The following is a 21,299-nucleotide window of genomic DNA, read 5'->3' as shown; positions in this document are numbered from 1 at the left end:
CCCCATCAACCGCGCCGGGCACGATGACGGCTCTTCGCAGTTGAGGGTGTCGGCAGGTCGGCGCCGAGGTCTACCGTCTGAAAGACCTCGACTGCTCCACGCTATCTTCGCCGCGCCCCCGGCTGACCACGTTCTGCCGTCTCGATGAACCCGGTCCGGAAGCCGTCGGGCAACGCCTTGAGCCGGATCAGGCCGTGATCGAGCGCCGGCACCGAGCCGCGTTTCACCGATGAGCGGCCAGCACTGCCGCGAGGCCCTCTTGCAGGTCCTTGACGAAATACTCGGGAACCTCCAGCGACGGGAAATGTCCGCCGTTTTCGGGCGACCTCCAGCGGACGATCTGTCGGTACCGCTCCTGTGCCCAGGGGCGCGGACACCGCTCGATGTCGCGGGGATACATCGTGATTGCTGACGGGACGTCGACCCGCAGTTCGGGGTCGAGCGAGTTGTGGCTTTCGTAGTAGATGCGGGCCGCCGATGCGCCGGTCCGCGTCAGCCAATACAGGGTGACGTCGTCAAGAACTCTGTCCATGGAAAGCGTCTCGAAGGGGCTGTCTTCGGTGTCCGTCCACTCGGCGAACTTGTCAAGGATCCAGGCGAGAAGCCCGACCGGTGAGTCGACGAGCGAGTAGCCGATGGTCTGCGGTCGGGTCGCCTGCTGCTTCGCGTACGCCGCGCGGTGGCGCCAGAAATGGCGGGTCTCCTCGATCCATTCGCGCTCGGCCGCCGTCAGCCCGTCCGTTGCCGACCCGGGCGGTCCCTCCGCGAACGTTGTGTGGATGCCGAGAACGTGCGCCGGGAACCTGCCGCCGAGAACCGTGGTGATGTTGCCTCCCCAGTCACCGCCGTGGGCCACGAACTTGCTGTAGCCGAGCCTTCCCATCAGTTCCACCCATGCGGCCGCGATCTTCTCGGTTCCCCACCCGGTGATGGCCGGCTTGTCGCTGTAGCCGAAGCCTGGAAGCGACGGGACCACGACGTGGAACGCCGGTGCGGCTGCATCTTCCGGATCCGCCAGTTCGTCCACTACGTCGATGAACTCAGCAACGCTGCCTGGCCAGCCGTGCGTCAAGATCAGAGGAGTGGCATCTGCGCGCGCGGACCGGCGGTGGAGGAAGTGGATTCCCAGATCATCGATGGTCGTGCGGAACTGGCCGATCCGGTCAAGGCGCTCTTCGAACGACCGCCACTCGTACCCGGTGCGCCAGTAGTTCACGACGTCGACGAGGTCGGCGAGAGGGACGCCCTGATCCCATCGGCGAGGGCCGGGCGCGGCGCGATGGACCGTCTCGGCCTCCGGCAGCCGCGCCGCGGCCAGTCGCGCGCGCAGATCGTCGAGGTCGGCGTCGGTTGCGTGGGCTTCAAATGCTTGCACGTCGCTGGTTGGACGGGGCATGAGACCTCCTGGCCATCGCGGAGCCGGCTACGACTCACGTGAACCGGCTATGACGGTTCTACCATGCCGTCACGTGAATGTGGAACCTGCTATGGTGGTTCCATGCGAGTTGAGTTTCCTGACTTCCGCCTCGGCAACGTGCTGGCGACCAGCTTCACGGGGACTCTGTCGGAGCGTCATGGCGACGCCGTGGAGCGCATTCCCACGCCGCACCGGCTCGTCGACTGGCTGGCAGTGAACGGCCTCGCCGTGGACTCCTGCAGCACCGCCCAGCTCGATCTCGCTCGGGAACTGAGGGAGTCGATTCACGCCGCCGCGACAGCGGCGGCGATCCGGGAGGCGCTTCCTGCGTCTGCTGTCCAAGTGATCAATGACCGCAGCGCTCAGGGCCGGGCCGCGGCCGTCCTGACGCCCGAGGGGGAGCGGCGATGGCAGCTCAGCTCGGCTTCCTGCGTGGAAGATGCCCTCAGCGTGATCGCCGCCGACGCGATCAGCATCATCGCCGGCGAACGAGACGGAAGTCTGGCCTTGTGCGCGTCGCCAACCTGCCAGGCCGCCTTCTTCGACACCAGCCGAAGCCGCACCCGCAAATGGTGTGACATGAACACGTGCGGGAATCGTCAGAAGAAGGCGCGCTTCAATGCCAACCAGCGCAAGAACCCCAGATCAGCGAAGTGATCGTTACCTCGGCACATCTTTGTGGGTCCCACGCCTGCGACACATCTGTCGCGTCGGGCCGCACCCCAACGGCACCACTGAGAGCCATCCGTCGCCTTCGATCAACGTCCTCGATCAGTACGTCCACGTTCACTGATCGGCGACGTTCATCGGCTCTTCGCAGGCCTGGAACCGTGGAGACGGGCCGCGGCCCACGGGGAAACCGGCTGTCCGACGGGCGAGTTGGCCGGTGGAGGGCGATGTCCACGTGCCCAGGTGAGCACTCACCCGCCCTCGTCACTCCTGAAGCGGGTGTTCCTCCGCCAGCCTTACGCCGGCCGCGCACCCAGGGGCTATCGGCCCGGTGGTGCGCTGTCCTCGGTGACGTCGGCGGCGGCCGGGTCCAGGACTCGGGAGAGAAAGGTGCGGGTGCGCTGGTGCTGCGGGTCGCCGATCACGCGGCTCGGGGGGCCCTCCTCGACGATGACGCCGCCGTCCATGAAGACCACGCGGTCCGCGACTTCGCGGGCGAAGCTCATCTCGTGGGTGACGACCATCATCGTCATGCCCTCGTCGGCGAGGCGGCGCATGACGGCGAGGACGTCGCCGACGAGTTCGGGGTCGAGTGCGGACGTCGGCTCGTCGAAGAGCATCAGCTCCGGGTCCATCGACAGGGCCCGGGCGATGGCCACCCGTTGCTGCTGGCCGCCGGAGAGCTGCGCGGGGTAGGCCGACTCCTTCTCGGAGACCCCCACCCGCCGCAGATTGGCCCGACCGATCCGCTCGGCCTCGTCCTTGCCGCGCCCCAGGACACGCCGCTGGGCGATGGTGAGATTGTCCAGCACGGACAGGTGCGGGAAGAGGTTGAAGCTCTGGAAGACCATGCCGATGCGGCGCCGTACCCGGTCGATGTCCACGTCGGGATCGGTCAGTTCGGTGCCGGAGAGGGCGACGGTGCCCGCCGTCGGCTCCTCCAGGAGGTTCACGCACCGAAGCAGCGTCGACTTGCCCGAGCCGGACGGGCCGATGACGCACACGACTTCACCGGGGCGCACCGTGACGTCGATGCCCTTGAGGACCTCGAGCTCCCCGAAGGACTTGTGCAGCCCCTCGACGCGGATCGCGGCCTCGTCTGCCTTGTGATCGGTCACCTTCGGTCACCTGGCCTTCGCGGTACGGGCCTCGAGCCGCCGGACCAGGTGGCCGAGCGGGAGGGTGATGATCAGGTAGCACAGCCCGGCGACGAGAATCGGAGTCAGACTGCGGTTCTCGTTCAGCGCGTCACGGCCGAACTTGGCCAGCTCGTACTGGCCGAGGGAGAGGCCGAGCAGATAGACCAGCGAGGAGTCCTTGGTCAGCAGGATCAGCTCGTTGGTCAGCGGAGGCAGGACGATCCGGAACGCCTGCGGGATGACTATCGAGCGCATGGCCCGCCCCTGCGACATGCCCAGCGAACGGGCCGCCTCCACCTGTCCCTTGGGCACGGCCTGGATGCCGGCCCTGATCGTCTCCGCCATGTAGGCGGCACCGACGAGGCCGAGGGCGAGCATCACGGTGACGTACTGGTTGATGACGACCTGGAAGGCGATCGGGACGCCGAAGCCGAGCGCGATGAAGACCAGCAGTGCCGGCACGCCGCGGAAGAACTCGATGTACCCGGTCGCCAGCCACCGGTACGGCGGCACCGACGACAGCCGCATCAGCGCCAGGACCAGGCCCAGCGCGAGACCGAAGCCGAACCCGAGGAGGGTGTAGACGACGGTGTTGACCAGGGCGGTGGTGATGATGTCGGGGAACAGGGCCTGCGCGACGTCGAGGTCGAAGAAGGCGCGGCGTATCTCGCCCCAGTTCGCACCGAAGGCCATGGCGGCCACGACGAGAGCCAGCACCCCGTACTGGACGCCCCGGACGGTCCGCGTCCGCTGCCGGCGGGACATGGGCATGTGGTGTGCAACTCCTCAACTGCTGTGTTCTCGGCGGCATTTCCCGGCCCTCGGGGACCGGACCGGGGCCTACTTCTCGGGCGCGGTGCCGAACCACTTCTTGTAGATCTTGTTGTACGTGCCGTCGGACTTGGCCTTCTTCAGCGCCTCGTTGATCTCCTTGCGCAGGGCGGAGTTCCCCTTGCGTACGCCGAAGCCGTACTGCTCGCCGGTGTCGAACTCGGCCGTGACATCCGTGTCCGGGTTCTTCTTGACGTAGTCGTAGAGCACGCCGTTGTCGTTGATGCCCGCGGCGACCTGGCCGGACTTGACGGCGGTGAGCAGCAGGGCGACATCCTCGAACTGGACGAGCTCGACGTCCTTCGGGGCCTGCTTCTTGGCGTACTCCTCACCGGTGGTGGAGGCCTGGACGCCGAGCTTCTTGCCCTTGAGGTCCTTCAGCGAGGAGTACTTGGCGCCCTTCTTGGCGATCAGGGCCTGGGTGGCGTCGAAGTACGGTGCGGAGAAGTCCAGGTTCTTCTTGCGGACGTCGTTGATGGTCATGCCGGCGGCTGCCGCGTCGCACTTGTTGGCGTTGAGGTCCTCGCCGGACTGGATGCCCTCCCAGGGCGTGTCCACGATCTTCTGATCGGCCTTGAGCTTCTTGGCCACCAGGTCCATCATGTCGACGTCGAAGCCGACGATCTTGCCCGACTTCTTGAACTGGAAGGGTGCGTAGGGCAGATGCGTACACACCGTCAGCTTGCCCTTCGCGACCAGCTGGACCTCCGAGCCTCCCGCACCGGACGACTTGGTGCTGGTACATCCGGCCAGCACGCCGGACGCCAGGACAAAGGGGAGAGCAACTGCGACGGGGCGAAGCAGGGTACGCGCAGACACCTTTGAGCCTCCAGGAGGGTTGTTCGGCAAAGCCGCACTCGAAAGGGCGAGTTGCGCTGCATCCTTGCATCACGCGCCGACATTGTCGCTGGTGAAAGAGTTGCGACCGAATAACGAACCTTCTAAACGCTCTGGCGTGACGTGAAGACCACACATCAGCGCTCTTGCATTTTGCCGTCCAGGGACGGAACACGTACGCGTCCCCCACGCGGAAGCAGGCTCGGCCGGGCCCACGGACGCGGCCTCAATCGACGAAACCGGGTTGACCCCCATGAATACAGCCAGGCATTGGCTGCTGAACAGGCGCCTTATGCCGGGGGTCGTCAACAGGTGACGATGGGACGGGTGAGGGCTGCTTCGGCCACGGTCACGGCATCGGGGGAGCAGGACATGTCATGAAATATCCAAGGCTTTCAAGACGGTTTCCCGCTGAGTCCCTTGCCCGGGAATCGCCGCGAAAATCAGTCATCGTAGGGAAGCGCTATCGAGATCCTTCTCGCTGACACCTGCAACAATTCCTTACGACCCGTGGCAAACCGAATTGCCGCACTGTTGCCCCACTTGGGCCGCAGGTCCAGCTTCCCGCAACCAGTGCAGGTGATGACGGGCCGCTTCAGCAGCGGAATACCGCCCGCGTGGAAGAAGGGTCAGGGATAAGACACCGCCAATTCGAGCCATGGGACAACTCGTTGCGCCCTCTGCCTCCCACGTTGAGGAGCCGGCGCCGCCCACGCCGGCCGCAGGCGGCATCCGAGCGAGGGCGGCGGGGTCAGGCCACGGCGACCAGAGCCACAGCCACGGGCATCAGCCCGCACTGGGCGACGAGGAGAGCGATCCGCGCGCGGCGGTCCAGCGCCCGCGCGGGCACAAACAGCACCGCGAGGCCCAGCAGCCCGGAGCCGGCGAACATGCAGGTGCCGACGTCGAAGAGAAGTGTCGACTCCCCGTTCAGGGCATCGTCGAGGACCAGGCCGAAGGCCAGCATGAACAGAACGGGCAGCAGAGCGAGTGCGATGCCTGAAGTGATGCGCAGCCCCCGGATGCTCGGGGCTACCTCGGGGTCCTGGCCGTCGTTCCTCATGACAGCGACCCCTGCGTGGCCCTGGGCTCCGGACGGCGAGCGTCCCGCTGCAGTGCGAGCGACACCCCGCGGCCCAGTGCCCACAGCGCCAGCGCCACCACGAACGGGCCGCCGAACAACACGACCAGACCGGCTCCGATGTTGTCGGGGGTCCCCCCGGCATTGACCACACGCCACCCCGCGCCGACGATCAGTCCCGCCGCCACCAGGGGCGCGAGCACCTGCCACCAGCGCCGATCGAAGGCCCCGCGGCGTTGGGCGCGCACCAGCAGCACCGCGCCGGCTCCCGCGAGCAACAGGGCGCCGATACCCAACGCGGTCTCCAGGCCCGCCGGGAGCGTCAAGGGCCGGTAGCCGTGGTCGAGTTGGGATTGCTGTAGGACCTGCGCATCGTCCTGCCCCATCAGTCCCCAGGTGGCCACCGGTACGCCGGAGACCAGAACACCGCCGGCCACCAGGAGCCATCCATGTGCTTGCGTTCGCATCCCCCGATGATGCTCACCCAGGACCGCGCCGACAATGTGTGCTACTCAACTGCTCACGTCGGGGCCACCCGCGATCGTCGGTACGTCGAGACGCCGAATCGGGTGAAATGGCGTGTTGTTTCCCTTGTTGGGTGTTTCCGCCCATAGCTTCTGTGCATCTGTAAGCGATCTTTGCCGATCGCGGTCCAGCCTCATGGAAGTGGAGAAGTAATGCGCAAGCTTCGCGAAGCAGTCGTTGTGGCCGCCATGGTCGGAAGCGTCAGCATGCTCGGTGCCGGTGTCGCATCCGCCCAGGTCGAGCAGGAGATCCCGACGGTCAACTGCGAGCAGGAAGCCGACAGCAACACCCTGGTGTTCACGCTCGAGGGCACCGCCGCCCCGGTGACCACCGGCGATGCCGGCGACGCCGACTCCAGCGCTACCCAGCAGATCTGCGGTCTCGGCAACGACGACAACGTGAACACCGCCGGAGACTCCACCGGTGGCACCGGGACATCGATCGCCGGCGACATCATGTAGTCACTGCAACCGCCTTCCGCCGGCAATGCTTCAGGGGCCGAGCCCTCAAAGCCCGGCCCCTGAAGCATGCCGTCCTCCGTGGAGACAGCGCCCGGCGGCGGTCACGATTCGACCTGAACGGGACGATGCCTGGCCGTCAGATGCATCTGCCGACGACAGCCTCGCGAGTGCCCCGGTCAACCACCGGCCGGCTGAGCGTCTCAAGGCACCACGAGGGCCCGTACCCCGTCGGTTGTACGCCGGACAGTCCGTGTACTCCTCTGAGCGGAGCCGGAATCCACCTGCAGAGCGCCCCAATCAGGCCTTCCGTCCTTCTAAGGTTCGAGCATGAATCTGCGCAAGAGCCGCGGGATATCGCCGGCTCGACTGCCGGCCCGACTGCGCGGCAAGGCACGCGGCGGCTGGAGACGGCTGCTCGTCGTGGCTGCCGCCGTCGTCGTACTCGCCGGGGCAGGCACCTGGAACGCGATGGCGTCCGATGAGCAGCCGCCCGTCCACCGGGCGAACCGCACCTTCGACATGCCCGGTGCGCAGATCGACACCTCGTACTTCACCTCGGGCCCCCGCTCCGGGAAGCGGCCCGCCGTGCTGCTCGGGCACGGTTTCGGCGGAAGCAAGGACGACGTACGTGAGCAGGCGCAGAAGCTGGCGCGCGAGGGGTACGCCGTACTGACCTGGTCCGCACGCGGCTTCGGGGCCTCGACCGGCGAGATCGGCCTCAACGACCCGGATCACGAGGTCGCGGACGTCTCCCGACTGATCGACTGGCTGGCGCAGCGTCCGGAGGTCCGGCTCGACAAGACCGGCGACCCACGCGTCGGCGTGGCCGGAGGCTCCTACAGCGGTGCGATGGCGCTGCTCGCGGCCGGACACGACAAGCGGGTCGACGCCGTCGCGCCGCGGATGACGTACTGGAATCTGGCTGACGCGCTGTTCCCGGACGGGGTTTTCAAGAGGCTCTGGGCGGGAGTCTTCTTCGGCACCGGCTCTCCCGAGGGTGGCTGCGGCAGCTTCGAGGCGGAGGTGTGCGAGATGTACGAGCGGGTGGCGGTGAGCGGCAAGCCGGACGCCGCCGCCCGTGACCTGCTCGAAGCCCGCAGCCCCTCCGCGGTGGGGGAGCGGATCGAGGTGCCCACGCTGATCGCCCAGGGCCAGTCCGACTCCCTCTTCCCGCTCGACCAGGCCGATGCCATGGCCAAGGCGATCCGTGCCAACGGGGCGCCTGTCGCCGTCGACTGGTTCGCCGGTGGGCACGACGGCGGCGATCTGGAGACGGCCCGGCTCGACGCCCGTACGACCGCTTGGTTCGACCACTACCTCAAAGGCGACGAGGGCGCGGAGACAGGCCCTGCCTTCCGCATCACCGAGTCCGGCGGGATGGATTCCACGGACGGCACGCTCCAGACGCGGGGCGCCACCGGAACCGCCTACCCCGGGCTGAACAGCGGTGCCGGCACGGTCGCCCTCGGCACCGCGGAGGAGTCCTTCGAGAACCCGCCGGGCGCAGGGCCGCCTTCGATCTCCTCCATTCCCAGCCTCGGCGGCGGCCTTTCGCAACTGTCCTCCCTCGGCGTCGGCAGTCTGAACATCGACTTCCCAGGCCAGCACGCACGCTTCGACTCCCGTCCGCTGAAGAACTCCCTGCGTATCACCGGCTCGCCCACCGTCAGGGTCCGGGTGAAGTCCGACGGCGCCGACGACGCCGTGCTCTTCGCGAAGCTGTACGACGTCGGGCCGGACGGCAGCAGGAGACTGCCCTCCCAGCTCGTCTCCCCAGTCAGGGTCACCGGTGCCCAGAAGGGCCGGACCGTTCAACTCCGCCTGCCTGCCGTCGACTACGAGGCCGAGGCGGGCCACCGGTTGCGGCTCGTTCTCGCCGCCACCGACCTCGGCTACGCGTCGCCCGTCGAACCGACTTCGTACACCGCCTCGGTGGAGAGCGCACTGAGCGTTCCCACCGCAAGCGGCGTCACCGCCGAAACGGCCTCGCTGCCCGCCTGGGTGTGGGGCCTTCCCCTCGCAGGCGCCGTCGCCGCGGTCCTGCTGCTGGTGGTCGGCAGGCGCCGCACCGCGGCCCCGGCCCCCGATCCGCAGCTGACGGACGTGCCGCTGGAGATCTCCGGGCTGACGAAGCGCTATTCGAAGTCTGCCGACAGGTACGCCGTACGCGACCTGTCCTTCAGGGTGGAGAAGGGGCAGGTGCTCGGCCTCCTCGGCCCGAACGGAGCGGGCAAGACGACGGCCCTCCGCATGCTGATGGGCCTCGTCAAGCCCGACAAGGGTGAGATCCGCATCTACGGACACGCGGTTCACGCCGGTGCGCCCGTGCTGTCCCGGGTGGGCGCCTTCGTCGAGAGCGCGGGATTCCTCCCGCACCTGTCGGGGCGCGCCAACCTGGAGCTGTACTGGGCCGCGACCGCCCGCCCCGCCCAGGACGCCCACATCGAGGAAGCCCTGGAGATCGCCGGGCTCGGGGACGCACTCCAACGTGCGGTGCGCACGTACTCCCAGGGCATGCGGCAGCGGCTCGCCATCGCCCAGGCCATGCTCGGCCTGCCCGATCTGCTGATCCTCGACGAGCCGACCAACGGACTCGATCCACCGCAGATCCGCGAGATGCGCGAGGTGATGATCCGCTACGCCGCCCAGGGCCGCACCGTCATCGTCTCCTCCCACCTCCTCGCCGAGGTCGAGCAGACCTGCACCCACCTTGTCGTCATGGACCGCGGCCGACTGGTGCAGGCGGGCACGGTCACGGAGATCATCGGCTCCGGAGAGACGCTGTTCGTCGGCATCGACGGCCCGGCTCTGTCCGACGCCGTGGTGGGGAAGGTGGCCGGACTTGAGGGCGTCGTCTCCGTCGTGCGGAGCGACGAGGGCCTGCTCGTACGCCTGGGTGGAGCGAGTCCGTCCCAACTGCTCGCGGAACTGGTCGGGATGGGGATCCCGGTGAACGCCCTGGGCCCGCACCGTCGCCTCGAGGACGCCTTCCTCACGCTGATCGAAGGGGAGAAGACCTCGTGACCGCCCAGTTGGAGACCGCGTCCGGCTATCGGGCGGGCCGCACCCTCCCCTTCCGGGTGGAGGCCGTACGGCAGCTGCGGCGCCGTCGCACGGCGGTCGTGGCAGTGATCCTCGCCGCCCTTCCCTTCGTCCTGGTCCTCGCCTTCGCGATCGGCGGGGACGACGACGGCGGCGGGGGCGGGCGGGAGCAACGGATCAACCTGATGGACACCGCCACCGCCTCCGGCCTCAACTTCGCCGCCTCGGCACTGTTCCTCTCGGCAGGGTTCCTGCTGGTCATCCCCGTGGCGCTGTTCTTCGGGGACACCGTCGCCTCGGAGGCCGGATGGTCGTCGCTGCGCTACCTGCTGGCCGCGCCCGTGCCCCGCGCGCGGCTGCTGTGGAGCAAGCTCGTAGTGGCTCTGACCTTCAGCCTGGCCGCGATCGTCTTCCTGCCGCTCCTCTCACTGGCCGTGGGCGCGGTCGCCTACGGCTGGCACCCGCTTCAGAGCCCCACGGGCAGCTCGATTCCCGCCACGGACGCCCTGTTCAGACTCGCCCTCGCCGTCGCGTTCGTGTTCGTCTCCCAACTCGTCACGGCAGGACTGGCGTTCTGGCTCTCCACCACCACGGACGCGCCGTTGGGTGCCGTCGGCGGAGCCGTCGGGCTGACGATCGTAGGCAATCTGCTCGACGCGGTCGAAGCTCTCGGCTCCTGGCGTGAGTTCCTGCCCGCGCACTGGCAGTACGCGTGGGCGGACGCCGTACAGCCCCAGCTGGAGTGGGCCGGGATGATCAAGGGGACTTCCGTCTCGGTGGCCTACGCGCTGGTGCTGTTCGCCCTGGCCTTCCGGGGGTTCGCCCGCAAGGACGTCCTCTCCTGAACGCCCCGAAGGGCAGCGGCCCACAGGCCTCCGGGGCGGTCCTTGGCGTGAGTGCTGCCCGCCTTCCGGCAGCGGGGAGTCCTGGCCGGCTTCCCCGAGTTGGACGGCTACGGTTGTTCTCCCCCAGAGCCTTCGGCCTGGGAGATGCCCCCGTCGGGGCCTGCGGCGAGCAGTGCGTTGAGGCGCTGAAGGACGTCGAGCTGCGCCGGGTTGTACAGGTCCCTGAGAGCCTTCCCGATCGTCTCCATGGCGAAGGCTTCGCCGTGAGGAGCGCCGGCAGCAGGTGCGCCCAGGGCCGGGTGCTCGTCGAACAGCTCTCGGGCGGAAGGCACCATGCGCTCGGCGATGTCCTGCCGGGTCTGCTCGTCGGCGTCGGCGGGCAGTGCGTCGAATTCCTTGTCCACGGGGTCCTCGGGCTGATTCCGCAGCACGTCCGCCCAGGCCTGCCGAGGGGCGGGGCCGAGGACGCGCGTCATCACCGTGAACAGAGACCGGTCCGCATCGGACAGAGTCGTTCGGACCGGGCCGACCTCGGTCGGAAGGTCGGTCGGAAGTGACTGGCGCAGTATCAGGCCGAGTTCGGCGCGGGCCCGCTGGAGGCGTTCGATGGTGGCTGCGAGTTCAGCGTCGAGGGTGCGCAGAGCTTCCTCAGGGTGGTGCTCGACGTCGCCCATGTCGGCGATGTGCGCCAGTGAGAACCCGAGATCGGTGAGGCGCTTGATGCGCAGCAGCCGGACCAGGTGCGCGACGCCGTACTGCTTGTAGCCGTTGGCGCGCCGCTCGGGTTCTGTCAGCAGCCCGACGTCGTGGTAGTGCCGGACCGCTCGCAGGCTGACTCCGGCAAGCTCGGCGATCTCTCGGGTGCTCCAGGCCATACGACAAGTGCACACCATGCCGTGGCGGCATGGGCAAGCCCACTGCCGGCCGGGTCGTGCACCACGGACTACTTGACTGTGACGCAGCGGCACAGTGTGTCGTGAGTGGTGGCAGCCCACTCGGGGAGCCCCCCGGCGCGTTGCCGTCCCACGCGGCCGACGGCTTCCAGGCGAGGAGGGGGGGCGAGCCCCGCCCGCGATGGAGGGCAGCGCAGATCCCGTCCCTGACACCCACCGTCCGCATCACGAAGACTGGAAGAAGGACCATGCAGAACGAGCTGCTCGTCGTCGAAGATCTGATGCTGCTGATGATGGACGACAAGTCGGGAGCGGTCGCTGGGGAAGGAACGCTCTACTACACCTTGGGCGGCGCCGTGCTCGTCGAACTCGGTCTCGGCGGCCACGTCACGGTCGACCAGAACGACAGGGGACTGACCGGCCTGAAGGTGCGCGCCGTCCCAGGCAGCCGGCTACCGGATCCGATTCTCAAGGACGCCCACGACAAGGTCGCCCGACGCGTACGCGGCGTCCAGAGCCTCCTCGCAGAGATCGGTCCCACGCTGCGCGGGACCGTACTCGACCGGCTCGTCAAGCGAGGCGTGCTCCGTCGGGACACCAAGAAGTGGCTGGGGCTCTTCTCCTCGACGTCGATCACGATCGCGGACACCCGGCGCAAGAAGGCCCTGGTGGAGAAGGTTCGCGCCGTACTCGTGGACCACGCGGAGCCCGATGCGCGGACAGCGGCTCTGGTGGGGCTGCTCTCCGCGAGCGGCACCCTGACAACCCTGCACCGCTCCATCCCGTGGTCGGGCAAGGTCTACAAGCGTGCGAAGGAACTGGAGCTGGAGAGTTGGGGCGCTGAAGCAGTGAACTCCGCCGTGATGCGGACCATGGCATCGATCTCCGCAGGAAGCGCCGCCGCCGTCACCAGCTAGGTCGCCTGCGCGTTTTCGGCCCGTGGAAACCGGTACGGGGCTCGTCGGAGAAGGGCCCCGCCTGATCCCCCCACAGGATCAGGCGGGGCGGACCGTTCGCCACCCCCCACGGGAGCGAACGGGAGACTGGTCAGTCAACGAACCCCGTCCCAACCGCTCATGTAGAGAATGACCCCGTACGTCCAATTTGGACAAGATGCCGGGGAGTCACGTTTTCGCCACGACGTGGCCGGAGCCGGCAAACCACCGCCCGCGCCGTCCCGCGTGCGTCATCCCGGCCCCACCGCTCCGACCTCTCCCGTGCGCTTGAGCTTCTGCCAGCGCAGTCGCCCTCCGGCAGCGGCCGTGATGCAGGACTGGATCAGTACGAGGTACATCAGCTGCCGGTACACGATCTGCTGAAGCGGCAGCATCAGCAGGTAGCGGTACTGCTCCCGGTCCAGCCGGAAGGCGTACGCGGCGGCCATCAGCTGAACGGCCAGGACCAGCCCCCACGCCGCCAGCGACTTCACCGGGTCGATGAAGACCACGGCGTAGAGGGTGAAGAGGTCGATCAGCGGCGCCAGGAGCGGTGTGAGGACCTGGAAGAGGACGACCATCGGCATGCCGACGCGGCCGAACCGCCCCGACGGCCCACGGTCGAAGACGGACCGGCGATGCTTCCACAGCGCCTGCATCGTGCCGTAGCTCCAGCGGTAGCGCTGCCGCCACAACTGCCGCATGGAGCCCGGCGCCTCCGTCCAGGCGACGGCGTGCTCGGCGTACACGACCCGCCAGCCGCTGCGCTGCAGGGCGATGGTGACGTCCGTGTCCTCCGCGAGGGTGCCCTCGCTCATGCCGCCCGTGTGCGCGAGTGCCTCGCGGCGGAAGGCGCCGACGGCACCGGGGATGGTGGGCATGCAGCGCAGCAGGTCGTACATGCGGCGGTCGAGGTTGAAGCCCATCACGTACTCGATGTGCTGCCAGGCCCCGATGAGTGTCCTGCGGTTGCCGACCTTGGCGTTGCCCGCGACCGCGCCGACGGACGGATCGCCGAAGGGCTGCACCAGCGCGTGGATCGTGTCCGGTTCGAAGACCGTGTCACCGTCCATCATCACGACGATTCCCCAACGGGCGTGCGCGATCCCTCTGTTGAGAGCAGTGGCCTTCCCCGAGTTCTCCTGCCTGACCACCCTGACATTGCGCAGGCCGAGCGCCTCGACCAGCTCCGGAGTGCCGTCCGTCGAACCGTCGTCGACCACGATGATCTCGATCGGATGGGTGCTCCGCGCGAGCGAGGTGACCGTGCCGACGATGCATTCCTTCTCGTTGTACGCCGGGACGACCACGCTCACCGGCTCCACCACCTCCGGGCCCCAGAAGAAGCCCGGGCGGTTGCGCTGCCGGTGGTGCCGGCGGGCGAGTACCAGCATGAGCGCGAAGCGGCCGAGCACGGCGACGCCGACGACCGTGAGCCCGACGACCAGGACCGGCATGATGAAATCGGCGACCGCCGTCGCCGCGACGAGTGCCTTGCCCTGCCACAAGGGGGCTCCGGAGACCTGCCTGTGGGCGCTGGGCTGTCGCGTCGCCTCGCTGACGGTGGCGAACGTGTAGCCGCGCGCCTTCATCTTCTCGATGTACTCGGGCAGCGCCTTCAGCGTCTGGGAACGGTCGCCCCCGGAGTCGTGGAAGAGGACGGATGTGCCCTTGGTGCCCTTGGGCGTGGCGTTCTCGACGATCTTCGACACCCCGGGGTTCTGCCAGTCCTCGCTGTCGGTGTCCACGAAGGCGCTGGTGTAGCCGTTGCGACCGAGCCGCCGGTAGACGGGCCAGCTGTAGTCGTCCACGGCATCCGGGGTGGAGGAGTAAGGAGCCCTGAACAGCGAGGTGTTGACCCCTGCGGCGCCGGCGAGAGCGAGCTGTGTCTGGGCCATCTCCCGGTCGACGCGCTGCTTGCTCTGGTACGAGAGATCGACGTGCGTGAAGGAGTGGACCCCGAGCTCGTTGCCGCCGTCGACGATCTCGCGGACGGCGCCCGGATAGCGGGCCGACATGGATCCGACGACGAAGAAGGTGCCCGGCACGTCGTACTTCTCGAGGATGGCGAGGATCTTCGGGGTCCACTGCGGATCCGGGCCGTCGTCGAAGGTCAAGGCCACGGTCCTGCGCGGGACGGGCCGGCTGCGCGCCTTGCCGTCGGGGAACGACAGCGTGGACCCGCCGTTGAGGACCTTCTCCGGGACGCGGTCGGAGGAGGCGTTCTCGCGCACGCGGGTGTCGTCACCGAGTTCGGAGTGCAGATAGCCGTTGAAGAGCATCACGCCGACCAGCGTGAGCAGAGCGAGCAAGGCGAGCACCGCGCGCGGCCCGAAGAAGGCCGGTCGGCGGGCGGCGGACAGCTGGCCGGGCTTGGCATGCCTCGGACGTGTGGCGGTGGAGGTCATCTGCTTCAGGGGCTCTCACCGGCGGCGGGGGCGGACCGCGCGGGCGTCGGGCCGTTGTTCCTGTCGGCAGCTCTGCCGAACGCCGTTCTCCTGCACGGCTTTCCGAGGTGCTTCCTGCAGTTCTTGCGGCACTGCTTCCGGCACGGCCTCGCCGAGTTCCGCGCCGAGGGTGAGTCGTCCTTCTGCACACGCTCGGTGCCCGGATCCTGCGTGGTGCCGACGTTCTCGAAGGGCGCGAGTTCCGCGGGGGCGAGCGAGGGACCTCCCATGAAGGCCACACCGACCATCCCCCCGTACACGAGGAAAGCTGCCCCGACGACCATCCCGGCCCGGCGCAGGAGAAGGGCACGGCGGCCGGAGGCATCGACGAAGACGAGCTCGTCCGCCTCCTCGGACCGGTCCGGGCTCCCGTGCCGCCGGCGGTGGTCGGGATGCGCGTCGCTAGGCGAGAGACTCATGGGCGGGCATCCTGGAGACCGTTCTTGTGATTTCTCTGTGGCCCCGCCCGGAACGCAGCGCAAGTGCCAAGGTTGCTGCTGAGCCGGGACGCTCTCGCGAACTGCCTTCCCGTGAGAGCCACTTCGAAGGGTGCGGAAGGGGGCGATCGGCGTGCGGCACTGGATGGTGCGTCTGACAGCCGTTCTCGCGATCGCCTGCGCGGGATGCTCGTCGGGCGGCACGTCACCCGACCACGCCGGTGACGATTCAGCCGGAGACGCTGTCCCCTTCGCTCCGTACGTGAGCGCCACCTCGGCCGCGGAGACGGAGACCGCAGGCAAACCGTCGGCGTACCACGTGGCGTTCGCCGTCGCGTCGGGGCGCGACGAATGCAGCCCCATGTGGGACGACGAGACCGCCATCGGCGATGCGGCCGCCAAGAAGCGGATCAGCGCGCTGCGGGAAGACGGAGCGGACATCCGCGTGTCCTTCGGAGGCGCCACGGACACCGAACTTGCTCTGGCCTGCGACAGCCCGGCCGAACTCGCCGCGGCCTACGAGCAGGTGCTGCATCAGACCGGCGCGGAAAGCGCCGACTTCGACATCGAAGGGGACACGCTGGAGGACTCCGCAGCCACGCTTCGCCGAGCGAAGGCGATCGAGCTGCTTCAGCGCGGGCGCGACGGACTGGACGTGTCGTTCACCCTGCCCGTGATGCCCACAGGACTGACGACGGAGGGCAAGGAGTTGCTCCGCGTCGCCGAAGGCCAGGACGTGGAGATCTCCGCCGTGAACGTCATGGCGATGAGCTACAGCCCGTCCCACACCGGCGACATGGGCGACTACGGCGAGGCGGCGGCGCATGCCGTACAGGGCGAGCTGAAGAGCCTCCTCGGGCTGTCCGAAGCCGACGCCTGGCGAACGCTGCGGCTGACGGTGATGATCGGCGTCAACGACATCGAGGCCGAGACCTTCACGCTGGACGACGCCACGCAGCTGGCCGGGTTCGCGTCCGAAAGAGACCTCGGCGGGCTGTCCATGTGGTCCTCCGCACGTGACCGGGAGTGCGCGGGCGGCGCCAAGGCGGAGGTCGACGAGACCTGCAGCGGTGTCACCCAGGACGAGGGCGCGTTCGCGGCGGCGCTGTCGGGCCGGTGAAGCTGCCGCGGCGGAATCGGCGAGCCCCCGGCCGGCACCGACAGCACCACGCCGGAGCCCTGAGATCGCCCTGCGCCCCGGAACGGGAAAGGGCTAGCGTCCGGGCATGACGCCTCCTCGCGTACGTCCACGATTCGACGCCGACGAGCGCACACAGCTCGTCGAATGACTCGACCTGCAGCGCGCCGTCATCCACTGGAAGTGCGAGGGGCTCTCGGAGGCGGAGGCACACCGGGCCGTGCTGCCCACCTCTCCGCACATGACGATGGCCGGGCTCGTCTCCCACATGCGCTGGGTCGAGCACTGCTGGTTCGAGGTCCTGCTGACCGGAGGGCCCGCTGAGGGCCCGCAGTTCGAAGACGGGCCGGAGAGCGCGGACATGATGGTCGAGGGCATTCCCCTGGCTCGGCTGCTGGACGAATACGAGCGGCAGTGCGAGGTGTCGAACCGGATCACGGCGTCGTACGCGCTCGAAACGGTGGGCAAGCACCCCGGCTACAAGGCGGACCAGACATCTCTGCGGTGGATCCTGCACCACATGATCGAGGAGACCGCCCGCCATGCCGGTCACGCAGACATCATCCGTGAGCTGCTGGACGGGTCGAAGGGGTACTTCTGACCGGGCCGGCGGGCGGTCTCAGGCGGGGTACTCCCCGGTCAGCATGGCGGAGACGAGCTCGACCCTGGACTGGTAGCCGGTGCGCTTGAACAGCCTGCCCAGTCTGGACTCCACACTCTTCTGGCTGCCGCCCAGCACGACGGCCAGTTCGCGGTTGGTGAGCCCCTCGGTCACCAGGATGGCCAGCAGCCGCTCGTTCTCCGCGATGGTCTCGCTGCGGCCCGGCACGGCGATGTTCCGCGCACGCATCAGGTTCCGCAGCCGAGCCCGTGGAAGCAGCGCGTCCAACTCGCCGTACAGCGCGTACGCCTCCCGCAGCAGTGCCACGTCGGCGAGCCCGTGGCGGACCGCGGTGGTCAGCGTCTCGGCCAGTTCGTAGGGCTGGGCGCGTCGCCGGGCGAGGCGGACGGCCTCCGCTGCGGCCTGGGTGTCCTGGTGCGCCACGGCGGTGGTGAGCAGCCGGCACAGGCGGGACCGGCCGGTGCCGAGTTGTTCGGCGACCTCCGTCACCCGCCGGGCGCACCGTCGCGCGGCGTCCTCGTTGCCCGCAGCCAGCTCCCATTGGGCCATGCTGAGCCAGAGTTCGTCCGTACCCAGGACGACCCCGCGTTCGGCAGTGCTCTCGAGTGCCTCCGCGATCACCCGGGCGGCCTGCTCGGTCGCACCGAGGGCCTGTGCCAGTTCGGATTCCGGTACGGCCGTCAGATGCAGCTGGACGGGCTGTTCGTCCCGTGCCCTGTCGAGCACGGTGCGGGCCTGGGTGAGCCGTCCGCGGCAGACGAAGATGATGCTCGCCTCCCGGCACATCATGGTGTGGCTGGGAAGGTCGCCGAGCGCGGAGTCGCTGGCCAGGAACATCCGTACCAGGTCCAGGGCCCGGTCCCAGCGCCCGGCGAGGCAGTGGGCCACGATCTCGTCCGGCACCGGCCGGTGGTTGGACGGCAGTTCGTGGTCGGTGAGCAGACGATTGGCGCGGTCCAGCTCACCGCAGGCCAGCAAGGTGCGGTTCAGCCCGGACAGCCGCTCGTACCGGTGACGGGAGCCCTTCTCCCACAGACGCCAGCTCGTCGGGTCGGCGACGCTCCCGTCGAAGGCCGTCATCCGCCCCAGCGCGGCGGCGACGCATTCGCTCAGGAACTGCCCGAGGGCGGCGACGATGGCCTCACCCTGGGACCAGGCGGCGTGCGTCGCCTTGAGATGTTCGTCCGCCTCGCGCCAGCGGTCCAGGTGGCACAGCGCCGCACACCTGACGATGCTTCGGTGGCCCTCGCCGCCCGGCAGGGAACGCCAGCCGTCCTGGGCGATGTTGGCGAGCGCCGAGGTGTCGGAGGTCGCCGCCACCGAGATGACGTAGATCATCTCGGCTTCGAGCAGGGCGGCTGAGGAGACACGGTCCGGATGAGTGGAGATCACCGCCCAGGCACTCTCCAGCGCTTCGGCGTACCAGTGGTGGATGTAGCACGTGGAGGCGTGCAGGAGCAGTGCCTGCGTGTGCGCGCCCGGCTCAGCGGTCAGCTTGACGGCGGCCCGCAGCCAGCGCTCCGCGGAGGACCCGTTGTGCAGCATGGCCTCCACGCTCCGGGCGACCAACTCGCCGGCGGCGCGCCCTGTCTCCACGAACCTGCCTGCGGTGGCCAGTTGATCGGCGAGATACCCGTCGGGGGGCGTGGCGTCGCCCGCCCAGATGGAGGTGACCGCCGACCGCGCGAGCATGCGCCGCTCGTACTGTCCGAGCCTGGCCGCCAGCGCGGCCGCCAGCAGCGGCAGCCGGAACCGCCAGGCACCCGTTCGCCGACTGTGGCGCAGCAGCCCTTCGGCCCACAGACGGGACAGCTCCTCGCGCACCTCGTTCTCTGCGACGTCCAGAGCCTGAGCGATCAGCCCTGGCGCTGCGCCACCCAGCGGATGCAGCACCGCCAGGGCCCTGGCCACCGGCCAGGCCAGTCCGCCCAGTTGCCGCACCTGCTCCACCAACGGCTCTTCGCTGGGGAGTTCGGGTGGCATGTCGGGTGACTTGAGGTACGCATGCCGGTCGAAGACGCACAACGAGCCGTTGCGGCGGTGACCCTCGACGGCGGCGCGCACGGCTCCGGGGACGCCACGGCAGCTTTCCCGGAGGTACGCGGTCAGCGAGGCGGACGGTACGGCCTGCATCTCGTGGGTGACCAGCGCGCGCACCTGCGCCGCGGGCAGCGGACGCAGGGGTACCAGCTCGGCGAGCCCGGCGGCGCGCAGTTGACGCATCGAGGCCGGCCCGCCCGCGGGGTCGGACAGCGAGGGACGGTAGGCGCACACGAAGGTGACGCAGCCTCCCGCGAGGGTGCGGATCACCGGCAGCAGCGCCATGCGCGAGCCGGGGTCGGCCCACTGCACATCGTCGACGAGCACCACCAGTTGGCGTCCTTCGACCTGCAACGATCGTAATTCGGCGGTCAGTTGGTGACCGATGTCCGGGTGGCTCGGGGCAGTCGCCGCGCCGCCTGCCGGACGTCCGGCGGCACCGCCCCCTTGTAAGGCGCCGAGTTCGGCGGACAGCCGGGAGACCAGGGCGTGGGAGCGGTCGCGTTCATTGCGGGACATGCGCAGCGTCAGGGTGGCCACGCCTCGTGCGGTGAGCGCCTCTCGGACTCCGTGCAGGACGGCGCTGCGGCCTGTGCCCATGGGGCCCGTGACAAGGACCAGCGGCGCTGCCTCCGGCGTGGTGGCGACCTCGGTGATCCGCGCGACCTCGGCGTCCCGGCCGTACAGTCTGTGATGTGACTCGGTGGTCCTGACCGAGTCGCGCCAGTGGTGGATCACGAAGCCAGTATGCACATCGTGGCGCTCGGCCCGACGTCGGAATGTAGAGTCTCCCGTCCAGCGGGCCGGACCGCCCCCGACTCCCTCGCGAGGGCTCGGAATCGGTGGCGAACGCCCGCGAGTGGCCGACACGGACAGCCTCACGAGGGGGGCGGCCATTGACCCGAGACCGTGCGACGGTGCTGGGCAGGGACTCTGAACTGGCCGCGTTCCGCGCTGCGTCGGCGAGCGGGAACGGCCGGCTGGTGGTGGTTCGCGGCCCGGCCGGCGTCGGCAGGACGGCACTCCTCGACGCTGCGGGGCAGTTGCTCCAGGCGGACGGGGCGCGGGTGCTGCCGATGTCCTTCGGCGCCGGCGCGTCCCGTGCGGACCATACGGATCATTCGGACTGCCGGAACGACCCCGCTGCCGCTGACGAGTTGAGAAGCTCGTCCGGCTCGGCGGACGGGTGCGGCGACGTCTTCGGGATCGCCTGCGCGGAGCGCACCGTACGTGAGCGGTTCGAGGAGTTCGACGACGGCAGGCTGGCCGATTCGCTCACCGCGCTGGTGCGGCTGGGTGAGTCCGACGGACGGGACGCCGGCGGCCGGGTCACGGGCATGGTGACGGAACTGGGCCTGCTGTTCGACCGGATCCGCCTCCATGGCCGTACCGCGATCCTCGTGGATGACGCACACGCCGTCGCCGAACCCGCCCCACTGCTCGACGCGGCCCGCCGGTCCGGCTGTCTGGTGGTGGCCACCTGCCGGGACGGTTTCGAACGGCCGCCGGGAGTGGTCGAGTTGATGAACGTCGCCGACCAGGTGATCACTCTCGGACCGCTGGCCGGCAAGACCGCCGAGGCACTGGTACGCAGGGCGGCGGGCCGGCGCCTGGACGACGCGGTGACGGCCGGCCTGCGCAACGCGCTGGGGCCGCTGTTCACCAACCCGGGTGCACTGCTGAGCACCTTCGCCGACCTCTGGGACCGCGACCGGCTGACCGTCTTCCGAGGGCGGGTGTGCCTGCGTGTACCGGAGCAGCCGATCCAACTCCCGCCCGGGAACGAGCTGTTGGCCCGCGCCAAGGCGCTCGGTCAGCAGGCCGAGCGGGTGCTGGCCGCCGTGGCCATGTGGGACGACGCCCAAGTGGCCGACCTGCCGCTGCTCGCCGAAGCCCTCGGAGCCGGCCTTGCCGACGTCGGCGTCGCGCTCGACCGGCTC

At 69.0% G+C, this 21,299-nt stretch carries 17 protein-coding genes and 1 pseudogene; 8 read left to right on the top strand and 10 right to left on the bottom strand.

Features of this window, described 5'->3' with window-relative positions; translation table 11 throughout:
* Positions 1-223 precede the first annotated feature (223 nt).
* Complete coding sequence (locus tag H5J26_RS00090; protein ID WP_181763525.1) at positions 224-1,396, bottom strand: epoxide hydrolase family protein; 1,173 nt, start codon at positions 1,394-1,396, stop codon at positions 224-226.
* A gap of 102 nt (positions 1,397-1,498) precedes the next feature.
* Here H5J26_RS00090 and H5J26_RS00085 point away from each other — a divergent pair, with 102 nt between their 5' ends.
* Positions 1,499-2,074, top strand: coding sequence for a CGNR zinc finger domain-containing protein (locus tag H5J26_RS00085; RefSeq protein ID WP_181763524.1), 576 nt, complete (start codon positions 1,499-1,501; stop codon positions 2,072-2,074).
* A gap of 332 nt (positions 2,075-2,406) precedes the next feature.
* Here H5J26_RS00085 and H5J26_RS00080 read toward each other — a convergent pair whose 3' ends face one another.
* The 5 genes from H5J26_RS00080 to H5J26_RS00060 all read right to left on the bottom strand — a co-directional run bounded on the left by H5J26_RS00080 (position 2,407) and on the right by H5J26_RS00060 (position 6,441).
* Positions 2,407-3,204, bottom strand: a complete 798-nt coding sequence (locus tag H5J26_RS00080; protein WP_309237717.1) for an amino acid ABC transporter ATP-binding protein — start codon at positions 3,202-3,204, stop codon at positions 2,407-2,409.
* Positions 3,205-3,210: 6 nt separating this feature from the next.
* On the bottom strand, positions 3,211-3,996 hold the full coding sequence (locus tag H5J26_RS00075) for an amino acid ABC transporter permease (RefSeq protein ID WP_181763523.1): 786 nt from the start codon (positions 3,994-3,996) through the stop codon (positions 3,211-3,213).
* A gap of 69 nt (positions 3,997-4,065) precedes the next feature.
* Entirely contained in the window at positions 4,066-4,875 is an 810-nt protein-coding gene (locus H5J26_RS00070) for a basic amino acid ABC transporter substrate-binding protein (protein ID WP_181763522.1), read from the bottom strand.
* 769 nt (positions 4,876-5,644) lie between these two features.
* Positions 5,645-5,956, bottom strand: a complete 312-nt coding sequence (locus tag H5J26_RS00065; RefSeq protein WP_181763521.1) for a hypothetical protein — start codon at positions 5,954-5,956, stop codon at positions 5,645-5,647.
* Entirely contained in the window at positions 5,953-6,441 is a 489-nt protein-coding gene (locus tag H5J26_RS00060) for a hypothetical protein (protein WP_181763520.1), read from the bottom strand. The genes H5J26_RS00065 and H5J26_RS00060 overlap by 4 nt, the downstream gene beginning before the upstream one ends.
* Before the next feature lie 210 nt (positions 6,442-6,651).
* Here H5J26_RS00060 and H5J26_RS00055 point away from each other — a divergent pair, with 210 nt between their 5' ends.
* The 3 genes from H5J26_RS00055 to H5J26_RS00045 all read left to right on the top strand — a co-directional run bounded on the left by H5J26_RS00055 (position 6,652) and on the right by H5J26_RS00045 (position 10,847).
* Positions 6,652-6,960 carry a hypothetical protein gene (locus tag H5J26_RS00055; RefSeq protein ID WP_181763519.1) on the top strand — a complete coding sequence of 103 codons (309 nt, stop codon included), beginning with the start codon at positions 6,652-6,654 and terminating at the stop codon, positions 6,958-6,960.
* Between the two features lie 327 nt (positions 6,961-7,287).
* Positions 7,288-9,984, top strand: a complete 2,697-nt coding sequence (locus H5J26_RS00050) for an alpha/beta fold hydrolase (RefSeq protein WP_181763518.1) — start codon at positions 7,288-7,290, stop codon at positions 9,982-9,984.
* Complete coding sequence (locus H5J26_RS00045; protein WP_181763517.1) at positions 9,981-10,847, top strand: ABC transporter permease; 867 nt, start codon at positions 9,981-9,983, stop codon at positions 10,845-10,847. The genes H5J26_RS00050 and H5J26_RS00045 overlap by 4 nt, the downstream gene beginning before the upstream one ends.
* A gap of 107 nt (positions 10,848-10,954) precedes the next feature.
* Here the strand turns inward: H5J26_RS00045 and H5J26_RS00040 are convergent, their stop codons facing one another.
* Positions 10,955-11,722, bottom strand: a complete 768-nt coding sequence (locus H5J26_RS00040; protein ID WP_181763516.1) for a MerR family transcriptional regulator — start codon at positions 11,720-11,722, stop codon at positions 10,955-10,957.
* A gap of 266 nt (positions 11,723-11,988) precedes the next feature.
* Between H5J26_RS00040 and H5J26_RS00035 the strand changes: the two genes are divergently transcribed.
* Positions 11,989-12,657, top strand: coding sequence for a GOLPH3/VPS74 family protein (locus H5J26_RS00035; protein ID WP_181763515.1), 669 nt, complete (start codon positions 11,989-11,991; stop codon positions 12,655-12,657).
* 269 nt (positions 12,658-12,926) lie between these two features.
* Here the strand turns inward: H5J26_RS00035 and H5J26_RS00030 are convergent, their stop codons facing one another.
* Positions 12,927-15,083, bottom strand: coding sequence for a glycosyltransferase (locus tag H5J26_RS00030; RefSeq protein WP_181763514.1), 2,157 nt, complete (start codon positions 15,081-15,083; stop codon positions 12,927-12,929).
* A gap of 5 nt (positions 15,084-15,088) precedes the next feature.
* Positions 15,089-15,541, bottom strand: coding sequence for a hypothetical protein (locus H5J26_RS00025; protein ID WP_181763513.1), 453 nt, complete (start codon positions 15,539-15,541; stop codon positions 15,089-15,091).
* Positions 15,542-15,704: 163 nt separating this feature from the next.
* On the opposite strand from H5J26_RS00025, the gene H5J26_RS00020 reads away from it, so the two are divergent.
* Positions 15,705-16,679, top strand: coding sequence for a chitinase (locus H5J26_RS00020; RefSeq protein WP_181763601.1), 975 nt, complete (start codon positions 15,705-15,707; stop codon positions 16,677-16,679).
* Between the two features lie 175 nt (positions 16,680-16,854).
* Complete coding sequence (locus H5J26_RS00015; protein ID WP_235980007.1) at positions 16,855-17,298, top strand: DinB family protein; 444 nt, start codon at positions 16,855-16,857, stop codon at positions 17,296-17,298.
* 18 nt (positions 17,299-17,316) lie between these two features.
* Here H5J26_RS00015 and H5J26_RS00010 read toward each other — a convergent pair whose 3' ends face one another.
* Positions 17,317-20,097 carry an AAA family ATPase gene (locus H5J26_RS00010; RefSeq protein ID WP_181763512.1) on the bottom strand — a complete coding sequence of 927 codons (2,781 nt, stop codon included), beginning with the start codon at positions 20,095-20,097 and terminating at the stop codon, positions 17,317-17,319.
* 158 nt (positions 20,098-20,255) lie between these two features.
* Between H5J26_RS00010 and H5J26_RS00005 the strand changes: the two are divergent.
* Positions 20,256-21,299 (top strand): annotated as a pseudogene (locus tag H5J26_RS00005) (ATP-binding protein); the annotation flags it as partial.

Source organism: Streptomyces albidus (ex Kaewkla and Franco 2022) (genome assembly GCF_013870515.1).
In the GTDB taxonomy this organism is placed as follows: Bacteria; Actinomycetota; Actinomycetes; order Streptomycetales; family Streptomycetaceae; genus Streptomyces; species Streptomyces albidus.
Note: the sequence above shows the minus strand (reverse complement) of the source record. Positions and strands in the feature narration are given on the sequence as shown.

Bases quoted from the DNA above. Each gene is read 5' to 3' on its own strand.
- H5J26_RS00090 (WP_181763525.1), bottom strand. From the start codon at position 1,396: ATGCCCCGTCCAACCAGCGACGTGCAAGCATTTGAAGCCCACGCAACC.
- H5J26_RS00085 (WP_181763524.1), top strand. From the start codon at position 1,499: ATGCGAGTTGAGTTTCCTGACTTCCGCCTCGGCAACGTGCTGGCGACC.
- H5J26_RS00075 (WP_181763523.1), bottom strand. From the start codon at position 3,996: ATGCCCATGTCCCGCCGGCAGCGGACGCGGACCGTCCGGGGCGTCCAG.
- H5J26_RS00065 (WP_181763521.1), bottom strand. From the start codon at position 5,956: ATGAGGAACGACGGCCAGGACCCCGAGGTAGCCCCGAGCATCCGGGGG.
- H5J26_RS00060 (WP_181763520.1), bottom strand. From the start codon at position 6,441: ATGCGAACGCAAGCACATGGATGGCTCCTGGTGGCCGGCGGTGTTCTG.
- H5J26_RS00055 (WP_181763519.1), top strand. From the start codon at position 6,652: ATGCGCAAGCTTCGCGAAGCAGTCGTTGTGGCCGCCATGGTCGGAAGC.
- H5J26_RS00050 (WP_181763518.1), top strand. From the start codon at position 7,288: ATGAATCTGCGCAAGAGCCGCGGGATATCGCCGGCTCGACTGCCGGCC.
- H5J26_RS00040 (WP_181763516.1), bottom strand. From the start codon at position 11,722: ATGGCCTGGAGCACCCGAGAGATCGCCGAGCTTGCCGGAGTCAGCCTG.
- H5J26_RS00035 (WP_181763515.1), top strand. From the start codon at position 11,989: ATGCAGAACGAGCTGCTCGTCGTCGAAGATCTGATGCTGCTGATGATG.
- H5J26_RS00030 (WP_181763514.1), bottom strand. From the start codon at position 15,083: ATGACCTCCACCGCCACACGTCCGAGGCATGCCAAGCCCGGCCAGCTG.
- H5J26_RS00025 (WP_181763513.1), bottom strand. From the start codon at position 15,541: ATGAGTCTCTCGCCTAGCGACGCGCATCCCGACCACCGCCGGCGGCAC.
- H5J26_RS00020 (WP_181763601.1), top strand. From the start codon at position 15,705: ATGGTGCGTCTGACAGCCGTTCTCGCGATCGCCTGCGCGGGATGCTCG.